Source organism: Kordia sp., assembly GCF_050633145.1.
GTDB lineage: Bacteria > Bacteroidota > Bacteroidia > Flavobacteriales > Flavobacteriaceae > Kordia.
This window is the reverse complement of sequence record NZ_JBOEFY010000016.1, coordinates 1-13,247: the sequence shown is the minus strand read 5'-3', so window position 1 is coordinate 13,247 and position 13,247 is coordinate 1. Positions and strand designations below refer to the sequence as shown.

The window sequence follows — 13,247 nt, the reverse complement described above, 5'->3', positions numbered from 1 at the left end:
TCTATAGTTTACTAAACACTTATTGAGCAACTCATTTTAAAAAGCAATGCACCAAGTTGCAGTACTTACTTGTTGTTATTCTTGAAATAAATTTCGTCTTAAAATATTGCCGATTGCAGTATTGTTTTTCATTTGTGAAATTATTTCGTGTTTGCTACGACCATAGAAGTACAAAATATGTTAATTTTGCACTTTAATAATTGTGAAGCACAAATTGGGTTAAGAATCTTTCGACTCCGCTCAAGATACCTTAATCATTATGAGATTCTTACTTTCATTTCAGCTTTGCTCAATGATACCGTAAGAATGACAAAATAAAATTATGCAGACAGAAGATACAACTTGGTACGCGTCGTGGTTTGACACTCCGTATTATCATATACTTTATAAGGATAGAGGTTATGATGAAGCGGAAGCGTTTATGAAACATTTGGTGGAGTTTTTAAACATTCCCGAAGATGGAACTATTTTAGATTTGGCATGTGGAAAAGGCAGACATTCTGTGTTTTTGAATACGATGGGTTATGATGTTACAGGAGTCGATTTGTCTCCAAACAGTATTGCGCACGCTTCTGAATTTGCGAATGATTCGCTTCGTTTTGAAGTGCACGATATGTGTAAACCGTATCCGAAACAGTTTGATGCCGTGTTTAATTTGTTTACGAGTTTTGGCTATTTTGAACATGAATCTGATAATTTACGTACGATTAAGTCCATTAAAGCTGAGCTTAATGAAAACGGTTTTGGTGTGATTGATTTTTTGAATGCCGATTTTATTATTGAGAATTTGGTAGAAAATGAAGTCAAAGAAGTTGACGGAATTATTTTTCGCTTGCATCGCTATGTAGAAGACGGATTTATTTATAAAGATATTCGTTTTGAAGCCGATGGACGCGATCATCATTATACTGAAAAGGTGAAAGCTTTGAGCTTAAAAGATTTTGAATCGTATTTTGCCGCGGCTGCTATTGATTTATTAGCTATTTTTGGGGATTATAGTTTGGGAAAGTTTCATAGAAAGACTTCGAACAGACTGATTATGATTTTTAAATGATGAATTACTTACTACCTATCCTTTCTGTAGTGTTAGGATTTATTTTTGTAACCGTTTTTAAACTACGCCAAAAGCAACATATGAAGTTGTTGCTAGCGTTTAGTGGAGCTTTTTTGTTAGCAATTACGGTTTTTAATTTATTGCCAAACGTTTTTAGCTCGTATAAAAGCAGTTATGGAATTTTTGTGATGGCAGGAATTCTGCTGCAAATTTTCCTAGAATTTTTCTCTAAAGGAGCCGAACACGGACATGTACATATACATAAAAATAGCAGCGTATTTCCTTGGCTTTTGTTTATAAGTTTGAGTATTCACGCCATTTTAGAAGGTTTTCCAATGCATCATCACGATCATTTGGTGTACGGAATTGTAGTGCATAAAATTCCTGTAGCTATTATTTTGACGACTTTCTTTTATCAATCGAAAATGTCGAAAGTGTCTATTTTGACCTTTTTGTGTTTGTTTGCCATCATGACACCTTTGGGTAGCTTTTTGTCTGAACAACTAACGTTTTTAGAAGTATATCAAAACGAGATTACTGCTTTGGTGATTGGAATCTTTTTACATATTTCGACTACGATATTGTTTGAAAGCTCGGAAGGTCATAAGTTTAATTTGACAAAGTTATTAGTGATTATTAGTGCTACTGTGATCGCTTATTTTATATAAGCTTAGTCTACTGCATTTTGTTTAATAATAGGTTCTGTGTTACACTTCGATAAGCTCAGTGTAAAAGCGCGGAATGAAAAAAAATTACATTTTTTTCATGTTTAGTAAAGCTGAATCAAGAAAGTTACGAGAAGATTTTTGGATTTCGTTTGGAAAATCATTTCCACGAAAGTGGATTTTGTACAATACAAAGATTCGCGATTTTTCTTTTAAGTTTTATTTCGATAAGAAGAAAGCAATGGTCACGCTTGATATTGAAGATCAGAATATTGAAAATCGTATTAAGTACTGGGACAAGATGATTTCGCTTAAAACTATTTTGACCGATGAGTTTCTTCCTGATGCTATTTTTGCAGAAGATCATGTATTGGATAACGGCAAAGAGATTTCAAGGATTTATTTAGAGATACACAACGTTTCTATCCACAATAAAAATACATGGCAAGAAACGATGGTCTTCCTCAACGAAACGATGCAAAAGTTTGAAGCGTTTTATTTTGAGTATGAGGGTTTTATTAAAGCGTGATTTCGGCTTCGCTCAGCCAGTTTTTTTTAGACTTCTTAGACGCGCTTTACTTTTGGATTTTTAGATCGCTGACGCTCTTAGATTGTTAGACTTGTTTTGCTTTTAGACGCAACTTCACCTTTTAGTATTTTAGCAGCTGGTTAATTTGTTTTTCTCTTTTAGTTTGAATACTTAAACTTTTTAGATTTATTAATTTGATCTTCTAGTTATACTCTGAAACTTCTCAATACTAAAACCAATAACTCATTTAGTTATTCCGCCTTTTGATACGCTTCTAGAAGCCATTCTTTTAATTCAGCATCAATTTGGTTTACATCAGTCAATTTTACTCTATGTGTACACATGGTTCCGAATGGTCCAGAATTTTCAAGTCGTTCCGTAATGGGTTTGTCTTTTAGTTTTAAACCTAAATCAATTCTGGTTTTGGTTGCAGGTTTTATGAGTGCAAATTGTTTTTTCCTTATGATGCTTACACTTGTCTTTTTAGGTGTAATAGTTACATCGTCACCAAAATCACTCACAACAGCTAGCAGCTCTTTGTACATTGGAAGTAAACTTTCTTTTCCTTTGTATTGCGTATCTACAAGTCCATCAGGTGTTGTTTTTTCTTCTTTTGATAATGTAACAATTGTATTGGCAAAACCATGTGTTACACCGTGTTCTTTTTTAAGAAAGTTTACAGCTTCAGAATGCTTTGCAAATGATTTTGTTTTTAGCATTGCTTTCCATTCGGTTAAAGATTTACCTGTTTTTTCAGGCATGTTGTCTATCATTGTTTGAAGTGCTTTGTCCATAGTTTAATATTTTACTGAAGGTTTTCCGGTTTCTAAATACGATATAAGATTAAGATATGATTGTGCATTTCCTTGAATAAAAAACTTCATCAAAGACATGTATTTCTCATTGTTTTTATACCCAATTCCATACGAGATTACTTTTGTTTTGGTTGGCGTGATTTCTTCAAAAAGAATCATGTTAAATAAGTCCTTCGCATCTTTTTTCATAAAGGCAGGAAAGTTCTTGTTGAGTTCAGCTTGAAGTGTGAGCATTCGTTTAGGAATGTAGTTTACAATATGTAGTGTAATAGTTGCATCGTCTCCAATTGTTCCGTTTTTGTTATAATTTGTTTTTATGATACCGTTTATTTTAAAATCAAATTCTGCTTTGGCTGTTGCCCAACTTTCCCAGCCTTTTTTTGTTGTATAGGCATTCCAAACAGAATCTAACGGTACATTTACCTCAAAAATTTGTTTTAGGATTAAGTTGTTTGTATGTGAAGAATCTATTGTAGACTGCACTCTTTTTTCCGTAATTTCTTGTGCCATCAATAGTAAAGGAAAGCAAAGAAGAATAGTTTGTATTAGTATTTTTTGCATGATTTAAAAAGTAAGAAATACAAATTAAGAAATTAAAAAGTTACCACGATAGTAAAAAATTAACCTTTTCTATCAATAGGGAAAAAATTGGTTTCATCGTCGTTATGATAATCTGAGTTTATAAATTCTTGCGGATTGAACCCAGAAAATTCTTTGAATTCTTTGATAAAGTGCGATTGGTCTGCATATCCAAATTCATACGTTATTTGTGACCACTTTAGATGCTGCTTGTTGTGTATTTGCTTTAGAATTTCATTAAATCTAAAAATCCTATGAAATACTTTTGGCGTCAACCCAAAGTATTTTTTAAACTGATTGATCAAATGTTTTTGAGAGTTTGGATAGGAAGAAATGATTGTAGTTGTTTCTGAAACAGGTTTTATTTGCAGCTGAGAAAGTACATTTGAAACTTCTATAGGAGCTGTCTTCTTTATTTCAAATTTATTGAGCAACCAGTTTTCGGCTTTTGTAAATTTGTCAGCAATTTCTGTTTCTTCTATAATTTGAGTTCTTAAATCTAGAATGTCATCACCAAAAAATTCTTGACCATCTATAACTTTATTATTCAATTCGTGTATTGGTGTTTTTATAAAAGGATACGCGCCATTGGTTTTGAATTGAATTACGAACATTTCAGAATCTTGATGCGCCGAAATGGTCAAGTGATTTTTATGCATTCCTGAAATCCATACATTTTTATAGTTTCCATTGGGTTGTAGCGTTTCATTATTAAACGTATTCCTTTCAAAACCATCCAATTCAAATATGATAAAAAGATGTCCTGTTGGCACTACTCTTTCTATAGAATGATCTGGCATAAAGCCTTTAAAATAGAAGATAGATTCAATATAATCTGCTAATGGTTTTTCTAAAATATGGTTTTCAAAAATCAATGGTTTTCGTTTTTATTCTTTTATAAATTTTAGTCTTCTACATTTAGAACTTCTAAAATTTTTGCCTTTCCAATTACGCGTGAACCTTCATGAATCCACCAAACTCTTCCTTTTTTCAGGAAGCTTTCTATATTTTGATGCTTTAAGAACATGACTTCTACATTTGCAACTTCTCCAGGATGGATTACATCTATATCAAAGTTAATTTGCCCCATATAACCTGCTACAAAGTCTCTTGAATTTTCTTTATATTCAAATACATGACTAGGTCTATATCCAGTATTTATTGGAGTTTGCCTTCCTCCATTTTCTGTTTTGTACAATTTGAGTTTTGCAATTACATATAGTACATCCTTCATAATTCTTATTTGCGAATCTAATGTTGAAAATACCTTTTTTAGAATGCAAATCAAAATCGTTTAGAAAGTATTTAAGTCTATTCAGTTTTAATTTAAAGTTCATATTTATACTACATACTCTGAAATTTTTTCCCTAACTTTCAAACATACCATATTATTAATCACCTAAAAAAACTACAATCATGGATGAAAGTACATTAGCATCTACAATGACCTTTTTACGAAAAACTGATCAACGTGGCGGTGAACTGGAAATGTTCACAACGAATTTAGACAACACAAAAATTTTAGAACGAAAGTCTGGCGCTACGCTTTTTTCTTCAAATATTGGTGAAGGCGAAGAAGTTATTGTAATTGGTGCCGGCGTTGCAGGCTTGTCAATTGCGTATGAATTGCTAAAAAACACAAAGTTTAAAGTAACTATTTTGGAAGCAGAAAATAGAATTGGCGGACGTAGTTTGACCGTACGCCCAGGTGATAGTTTTACCGAAAATCCCGAAAATAAACCGGGCACAAGTTATACACAAACTTGCAATTTTACTGTGGAAGATATGTACAATTTACCGTATTTGAATTGTGGTCCTGGACGTATTCCTTCTGCACATCGCGATGTATTGAATTATTGTAAAACACTTGGCGTGAAATTGGAAATATACGTCATGCAAAGTCGTTCCAATGTGGTGTATGACGGCAAAAGTTTTTTAAATGCGAAAGAGAAACCAACTACAGTTGTCAACCGAAGATTGGCAAATGATCCTAGAGGTTATTTTGCGCAATTTTTATACGCCTTACCTAGCTTGTTAGATGTGATTGAAGAAAGTAACGATCCTACGAAATATAAGGAGTTTTTGAGTTTTGTAAAACCTTTAATGGACGCTTTAGACGCAGAAGAAGATAATGAAGATAAATTTAAAGCATGGTTGAAAAAGTTTGGCGATTTGAGCGAAAGCGGCATTTTTGAAAAGACTTCAAGATCTGGTTATACAGAATTGCCTGGAAAAACTATGTTGGGAGAAGAAGAAAATATTATGCCGAAGCTCGATTTTACAACAATGTTAGAATCTGAGTTTTGGAATTTGAGTTTTTACCAACCAGATGATTTTCTGTGGCAACAAACTTCATTTCAACCTGTTGGCGGAATGGATATGATTGTGAGAGCTTTAGCTGTTGAAGTACAAAAGTTAGGTGGAACGATTGTATTAAGTGCACCTGTAACTAAAATTATTAGAAAAGGGCATCGCTATATTGTGAATTATACAAATGGAGAAACTCAGGAAACCATTACTGCAAATAAGTGTTTTAGCAATATGCCAATTCCGTTATTACAAGATAAGATTACTAACGGTTTGTTTAAGAATCCTGATTTTGAAAAAGCCTTGAATATTGTGTTTGATCATAAAGACTTTTTACGTCCAACTGTAAAAGTAGGTTGGCAGAGTAAACGTAAGTATTGGCAAGATCCAGCAGATAAAAATACGGTTCCAATTTTTGGAGGAATTTCTTGGACAAATCAATCTATGGTACAAATGTGGTATCCATCGAATGATTATCACCAAAATTTAGGAATTTTAACTGGCGCATATAATTTTTCTGATAATGCTATAGAATGGGGAGATCATGATCCTGCATGGCGAATTGAAGAAGCTAGAGATCAAGCTGCACTACTACACGGAGAGGAATTTGCTAAACAGTTGAATCATGGACTTACAGTAGCTTGGCAGAATATTAAAACGCAACGTGGCGGTTGGGTAGATTGGACTAAGATTGATGATCAGACAAAAGATCCTAATTTGAATTACCATGATATTCTTCGCATTAGAAAACGTACTATTTTGAAACGTGCAGAACATGCGCAACATGAATCTGCCGAATGGGTTTATAATACTTTGCAAGAAGGTGACGATGGTTTTTATATTGTAGGCGATCAATTGTCTGCATTACCTGGTTGGCAAGAAGGTGCTATTTCATCTGCATTAATCGCTTTTGGATTGTGTGTAAAAATGGAAGGGTTTAGCGCTCCAAAATTACGTCAAGTACCATTTACAGCTCAGTTAGTGGAAGGACGATAGTATATATCCCTTATTAAAATAACTTTTGGAAGTTTGAATCGTAATTCAGACTTCCAAAGGTTATTTTTTCTTTTTAGATTCATAATCGTCAAGCATTTTATTGAGTTGTTCCGTCTGAGTTGTGGTGGTTAAACCTGTTTGCTCAGCAACCATAAGCATATCTGTTACATAATTATACTCAATAGCATCTTTTATTTTTCCTCTATTTAGAATTTTTTCTAATTTATTCTCTCTTGTATAATCAAGTTCAGCTTCTTTTATTTTTGTCCAAAAATATTCAACTGTTGTACCTGACGCTTCTTGAAAATAGGTAAAAACTGCCTCAATATCATATTTTAAAGACGCCATTGTTCTAAATTTCTTTGTTGCTTCAAGTCTTCTAACTTTGTCTTCTTCAAGATGAGAAGTCACCATTTCTATATGTTCTTGAGTCCAACCATTTGGCGGATGTTTTTTATAGGCTTCTATAGAGATATCTATAGCTTTAGATAGTTTTTCTACTTCTTCTGTATAGGATTTTCTTTTTGCCATTTGACTAGTTCTAATTTGCTTTCTAAGATATTGTTATTAATTATAAACAATAATATAAATTATCATCCTATTCGCGATAGCTTTCTTTAAATTCATGAATCGCACCAAATGCATTAAAAATACTGTCTTGATCCGTTCCTTTTTTCCAACCTTTTTGTGATAATTCAGCTCTTACTTCGCTTTCAGTTTTTCCTGTTTCAAATAAATAGATTGTATATTCAAGTACTGTTTCTGGCACTTTCTTTATTTCATTATTCATGACCATTATTGCCATTTTTGCTTGTGCGATGAAAAACGGAAAAACTATTTGAAATAACCAGCTTACTAATAATCCAATCCATCCAACATTTAAATCTCTAATCGTTAATCCACTTTCAAAGCGGAGTTTTAGAAATTCAACAAAACTCACTCCGCTGATACCAAATTCAGCTGTGATTAATAAGTATTGTGTGAAAAGATTGGTAATTAATATGAGTACCATCATTACAGCAAGTAAAATACTAAGTGTTCTAAATTCGATATAGTTCGTTTTCTTTAAAACTTGTCCTAGTAAGTAACCAACTCCAAATCCTATTCCTAATTCATATATTCCGATGATATATGTAAAATTTTGGGTTAGTAATGCAATGAGTATCCCAAATACTATAGCAATGATAAGTCCGCCAATTACTGACAATTCTAAATTAGGCTTCTTATAAACACCTGGTTTTGGCAATTTGGAAGGAACTTCATAGTCTTCCCAACTTTTTTCTTTTTCGTACTTCGTTTGTATCTCGACTAATTTATCAGTCTTTCCATATTCATCTGCAAACTTTTGAAAAAGCAAAACAAATAACCCTGTACGTTTAGAGTTTTTTCCAAAGTCTATAAAATTTCCTTCAATCGTTTTACTATGCACTTCTATTCTTCCAGAAGCTTTTTTGGTAATTGTTATTTTTTCTGTAGACTTTCCCCAATTGTTTTGCCTTTTTGCTTCTATTGATTTTTCATCTGCAAATACAATTGGCCATTCTAATTTTTCAAAAACTTCGATTACCAATGGTATAATTTGATTGTCCTTTATTTCTGTAGTGAACGATTCTGAAAATTCAGGTTTGTATTTATAACTATACTTTCTTTTGACTGTTAATTCTAAGTCTTCTATGTTTATGTTTATATTCATTTATATGATTGCTAATATGGTTTGTTAGAAAATAATACATCTGTACTAGATATTTACTAGACTATATGAGTATACATTTTGTTACAATTGTTACTTATATTTATCTGTAGCTATACTTTCTTAATCACATAGGTAACAATTCCCCATATTAATAATTGCTTGTCTTTGGTAACTTTTATTGGTTTGTAGTTTTCATTTTCGGGCATGAGATATACGCACTCTTTGGTTATTTTTAAACGCTTTACTGTGAATTCTCCATCTACATAACACACGGCAATTTTTCCATTTTTTGGAGGAATACTTTTGTCTATTACTAATAAATCGTTGTTATCTAAACCTGCACCAATCATTGATTCACCACTAACACGTGCGTAATAAGTTGTGTTCTCATCTTTGATGAGTTCTTTATCTAGACTGATCCGTTTGTTCTTAAAATCGTCTGCTGGTGACGGAAATCCTGCTGAAATTCCTTCTTCTACATATTGAAGTTTTATGTTTCCTTGAATGGATTTGTAAAATGTGAGTGCTATATGATTTTTTTGTGTGTTCATTTTTCCGCTAAATTAAATCGTATCACAGTTTAAGGTTATAATGTCGCTAAATTTTGTTGTGTATTCTGGTGATAAATGTGCCTGTCGCATTTTCCATGTACGTTGTAAATCTTGGTTTGCCATTTTTATTTTTCGTCCATCATATTTGTCATTTAATGTGTCCATCGTTTTCATTAATTGCTTGTGTTTTGGATCTTCATTTTTGAATAAATCTAGCTGTAATGCATTTGTTTTTACTAGTCCCATTAAAATTACGCCTGCTCTTTTGTATTTGATATTAGGTTTGAAAATTTCATGCAATGCTTTTTGTGCAAATTGATTGATGGTTAGTGTGGAGTTTGTTGCATAAGGTAATGTTAAGATTCTACTAGCTCTGTATTGTGATGCGTCTCGTTTGTTTCGATCGCTTTTTAAATATACCATCACAATATTACAGGAAGAATCTTGCATGCGTAGCTTTTCAGCACAACGAGATGCAAAAGTAGCAATGCGTTCTTTCATGTTTTCTTTGTCTGAAAATGTAAATTCAAAACTCCGTGTCGTTGCAATTACTTTTTTGCTTTGTAATCCATCATCCATCATAATGGTAGGTTCACCTTCTAAATCTTTTTTGAGTCGTAAGCCAACAATCGACATGTTTCGTTTTACCCAATCGTCTGTGAGTTTTGTAAACTCATACGCTGTTTGTGCGCCTTTGAGTTGTAAGCGTTCGGTATTTCCGCGTCCAATTCCCCAAATATCTTTTACTGGTAACCATTTGAGCATTTTAACACGTTTCTCTTCGGTATCAATCACATGATATCCATCTGTTTTTTGGGGAAACTTTTTTGCGATGTTATTTGCCGCTTTTGATAATGCTTTTGTCGGTGCGATACCAACACTCACAGGAATTCCTGTACATTGGTAGATGTAGTTTTTTATGGTAAATCCTATTGTTTGATAGTTGTTTGATTCAGGCAGTTTCAAAAATGCTTCATCAATGCTATATACTTCTACTTCGGGTGAAAATTTTTCAAGAAGTTTCATCACACGTTCACTCATATCGCCATATAAAGAATAGTTTGACGAACGTACTTGAATGTTTTTTTCGGCAATGATTTGTTTGTATTTAAAAAGTGGTGCGCCCATAGGAATTCCTAAGGCTTTGGCTTCTCTACTTCTAGAAATAACACAGCCATCATTATTTGATAATATTGCCAATGGTTTGCCCATCAACTCAGGATTAAAAGCCCTTTCGCAAGAAGCGAAAAAACTATTACAGTCAATTATTGCATACATATCTTAAGGGGAATTATGTATAAAAATAATTACTAGTTGATTGTTTAGAAAAAAATTAAAGTCCTTATTCCTGTCTTTGCAGCAAAAAAAAAAGCAGCTCGAAAGCTGCTTTTTATAATGTATGTGAGAAATATATTATTTCGGATCTAAAATTGCATCGATACGTTCAACTGCATCACGTAAGTGTATCTTACTCATTGTGTTACTCGTACGACCAATTGCATTTCTAATTTGTCTTTTTAGAGTATTTAACTCTGCTCTAACAACCGAACGTAAGTCAGATTGACTTGTGTTGTGTGGTGTATTCTTGAAAATTCCACCAAAATCAGGACTTCTTCTTTGACTTTTAGCTGTCATTAAATATGCTAATCTATCAATATGAGCTCTTTGTAAGTTGCGTCGATACGCATCAATCGTTTTTCCTGAGCGTAACTCTGTCCAAACTCCTGTGCGTAAATCTTTCATCATTTCTAAAATAGTATAAGAATCACGTCCGTTTAATGTTTCATTTTCCATTAAACGTGCAAGTATTCCTAAACTTAAAACCTTGTTTAGTGTACGTACTTGCAATCCTCTAATTCTATCTGTAGTTCCAGAATATTGCGTTTTACTAAATATGTTTTTATCTAATAACCAATCTTGTGTTTGGAATAATTCTTCATTGATAAATTTCAATGCTCTTTTTTGATCTTCTTTTGCTACATGTGTGTATACAGCTCCTTCTTGATCGTATGTTTTGAAATTTTCATAAACTCCTCCAATATTAGAAGAAACATGTCCCATATAACGACTATACTGACCTAATACTTGTCCGTACATTTCGTCTAAATCATCATAGTTTTTACCATCTTTAGCAGTCCATTTAATTAAATTTGGAACAATTCTCTTAAGATTTGCAATACCATAAGCACTAGCTTTCATTGCATCATCTCCTAAATCTTCTGTTTGAGAACTTGGATCAACTATATCTCCAACTTGCTGTCCACCAAATCTGTACATTGGATCTCCTGCTTTCTCTAAAATCCACTTATCTAATGTCTTCTTTTCATCAGTAGCAGTTTTAGCGTCTAAGATTGGACGATATCCCCAACTAATAGAGTACTTGTCGTAAGGACCAATATTTGGCATCAATGCTACACCTTCATCTCCAGGTTGTGCTACATAATTAAAACGTGCATAATCCATGATTGATGGTGCTGTTCCATACTTTTTAGTGAATGCAGCATCACGTAATTTTTCTACAGGATATGCAACACTACTTCCCATATTGTGAGGTAAACCTAAAGTATGTCCTACTTCGTGAGCAGATACGAAACGAATTAAACGTCCCATTACTTCATTTTTAAATTCTAATGTTTGTGCATCAGGATTGATTGCAGCTGTTTGAATAAAGAACCAGTTTCTTAATAAACTCATTACATTGTGATACCAATTGATATCACTTTCAAGAATTTCTCCACTTCTTGGATCACTTACGTGAGGTCCATTTGCATTTGGAATTGGAGATGCTAAATAACGAACTACAGAATAGCGTACATCTTCAGGACTCCAATCTGGATCTTCTTCTACTGTTGGAGGATCTTTTGCAATAATTGCATCTTTGAAACCTGCAGCTTCAAAAGCTACTTGCCAATCTTCGATTCCTTGTTTGATATATGGCTTCCATTCTTCTGGAGTTGCTCTATCTACATAATAAACAATTTGTTTTTTAGGTACAACTAACTCTCCTCTTTTGAATTTTTCAATATCTTCATCTCTTACTTCTAATCTCCAACGATCTAAAAACGTAAGTCTTTTACTTTTTTGCGCCTGTAATCCATAATCAACTTGGCTACTTGTAAACCAACCTACACGTTCATCAAAATAACGTCGTTTCATAGGTTCTTTTGGCAATAGAATCATTGAGTTGCTCATTTCTACAGAAATAGAACCTACACTTCCATTTGATGGAGGCGAACCAGCATTATATGTTTTAATGTGTCTTGCTTCAATATTTAATGGATAACTCTTTAACTTATCAATATATGATCTAGAAGCATCTAATCGTGAAATCTTGTATTGTCTTCTTCTAAATTGAGGAATACCTAATGCTTTTACATCTTTTGAAAACAAAGGAGTTACATCAATAACTGTATTCAAAGAATCTTTGCTAAATGCTTTAATCGGAAAAGCATATAATATAGGTTCAAAATTAGAATTTACAACTGCTTCGTGTACTGGTAAAGAATCTGCTGCAACTACACTATGAGAAACAACTCTTAATAAAACTTTCTTTTTATTTTTTTCCCAACGAAGTACCTGTGTATTTTGCTTTCCACCTCCAAAACCAAGTCCTGAAGCTGTCTTTGCAATTCTTGTTACCATTAACATTTCTCTGTTAAAAAGAGAATCTGGAATCTCGTAGAAATATTTATCATCTACTTCATGAACTGTAAATAGTCCCTCATCACTTTTTGCATCTTTAGTAATAACTTTACTATAAGGTTGAATTCCTCCTTTTTTTGGTTTTTTCTTTGGTTTTGATGCTGCTACTGCTCCTTTTTTACTTGCTGAAGCTTTCTTAGCTGTAGAACAAGAAGTCACAGAAATCAACAACATTCCCAATAGAAATAGTGGTATTTTTCTTAACATATTTTGTATTAATTAGTTTTGACAGTGAAATTAACAATAAGCTAAGACTAATAAGAAATATTAAGAATATTTTAAGATATCTTTAACTAGCTTATGCCCTTTTTTAGAGCGTATAGGAATAGATTCCAAATCATTCTCTAAATCCTTTG

Annotated in this window: 13 protein-coding genes; 4 read left to right on the top strand and 9 right to left on the bottom strand. The window is 32.9% G+C overall.

The features are described from left to right. Nucleotides 1–322: 322 nt before the first annotated feature. The 3 genes from ACRBBL_RS08515 to ACRBBL_RS08505 all read left to right on the top strand — a co-directional run bounded on the left by ACRBBL_RS08515 (nt 323) and on the right by ACRBBL_RS08505 (nt 2,248). Nucleotides 323–1,054 carry a class I SAM-dependent methyltransferase gene (locus ACRBBL_RS08515; RefSeq protein WP_431368607.1) on the top strand — a complete coding sequence of 244 codons (732 nt, stop codon included), beginning with the start codon at nt 323–325 and terminating at the stop codon, nt 1,052–1,054. Beyond that, nucleotides 1,054–1,722: a ZIP family metal transporter gene (locus tag ACRBBL_RS08510; RefSeq protein ID WP_431368606.1), complete on the top strand. Its 669-nt coding sequence runs from the start codon at nt 1,054–1,056 to the stop codon at nt 1,720–1,722. The genes ACRBBL_RS08515 and ACRBBL_RS08510 overlap by 1 nt, the downstream gene beginning before the upstream one ends. A 97-nt stretch (nt 1,723–1,819) precedes the next feature. After that, nucleotides 1,820–2,248: a DUF4268 domain-containing protein gene (locus ACRBBL_RS08505; protein WP_431368649.1), complete on the top strand. Its 429-nt coding sequence runs from the start codon at nt 1,820–1,822 to the stop codon at nt 2,246–2,248. Between the two features lie 251 nt (nt 2,249–2,499). On the opposite strand, the gene ACRBBL_RS08500 is transcribed toward ACRBBL_RS08505, so the two are convergent. The 4 genes from ACRBBL_RS08500 to ACRBBL_RS08485 are packed head-to-tail and all read right to left on the bottom strand — an operon-like array spanning nt 2,500 to nt 4,876. Continuing rightward, the gene (locus ACRBBL_RS08500) at nt 2,500–3,042 is read right to left on the bottom strand and encodes a DUF4287 domain-containing protein (RefSeq protein WP_431368605.1); all 543 of its coding nucleotides are present in this window, start codon (nt 3,040–3,042) and stop codon (nt 2,500–2,502) included. A 3-nt stretch (nt 3,043–3,045) separates the two neighbouring features. Continuing rightward, nucleotides 3,046–3,624, bottom strand: a complete 579-nt coding sequence (locus ACRBBL_RS08495) for an SRPBCC domain-containing protein (protein WP_431368604.1) — start codon at nt 3,622–3,624, stop codon at nt 3,046–3,048. Nucleotides 3,625–3,683: 59 nt separating this feature from the next. Next, nucleotides 3,684–4,517, bottom strand: a complete 834-nt coding sequence (locus ACRBBL_RS08490) for a DUF6597 domain-containing transcriptional factor (protein WP_431368603.1) — start codon at nt 4,515–4,517, stop codon at nt 3,684–3,686. A gap of 29 nt (nt 4,518–4,546) precedes the next feature. Further along, nucleotides 4,547–4,876 (bottom strand): hypothetical protein, encoded by a 330-nt coding sequence (locus tag ACRBBL_RS08485; RefSeq protein ID WP_431368602.1) that lies wholly within the window; start codon nt 4,874–4,876, stop codon nt 4,547–4,549. 182 nt (nt 4,877–5,058) lie between these two features. On the opposite strand from ACRBBL_RS08485, the gene ACRBBL_RS08480 reads away from it, so the two are divergent. Next, complete coding sequence (locus ACRBBL_RS08480; RefSeq protein WP_431368601.1) at nt 5,059–6,945, top strand: flavin monoamine oxidase family protein; 1,887 nt, start codon at nt 5,059–5,061, stop codon at nt 6,943–6,945. Nucleotides 6,946–7,005: 60 nt separating this feature from the next. Here ACRBBL_RS08480 and ACRBBL_RS08475 read toward each other — a convergent pair whose 3' ends face one another. The 5 genes from ACRBBL_RS08475 to ACRBBL_RS08455 form a co-directional block, all read right to left on the bottom strand. Beyond that, complete coding sequence (locus ACRBBL_RS08475; RefSeq protein ID WP_431368600.1) at nt 7,006–7,476, bottom strand: hypothetical protein; 471 nt, start codon at nt 7,474–7,476, stop codon at nt 7,006–7,008. Between the two features lie 67 nt (nt 7,477–7,543). Then, nucleotides 7,544–8,638, bottom strand: coding sequence for a hypothetical protein (locus tag ACRBBL_RS08470; protein ID WP_431368599.1), 1,095 nt, complete (start codon nt 8,636–8,638; stop codon nt 7,544–7,546). 110 nt (nt 8,639–8,748) lie between these two features. Then, nucleotides 8,749–9,189 carry a LexA family protein gene (locus ACRBBL_RS08465; RefSeq protein ID WP_431368598.1) on the bottom strand — a complete coding sequence of 147 codons (441 nt, stop codon included), beginning with the start codon at nt 9,187–9,189 and terminating at the stop codon, nt 8,749–8,751. 12 nt (nt 9,190–9,201) lie between these two features. Next, entirely contained in the window at nt 9,202–10,467 is a 1,266-nt protein-coding gene (locus ACRBBL_RS08460; protein WP_431368597.1) for a Y-family DNA polymerase, read from the bottom strand. Between the two features lie 135 nt (nt 10,468–10,602). Then, nucleotides 10,603–13,098: a zinc-dependent metalloprotease gene (locus tag ACRBBL_RS08455; protein ID WP_431368596.1), complete on the bottom strand. Its 2,496-nt coding sequence runs from the start codon at nt 13,096–13,098 to the stop codon at nt 10,603–10,605. Nucleotides 13,099–13,247: the final 149 nt, after the last annotated feature.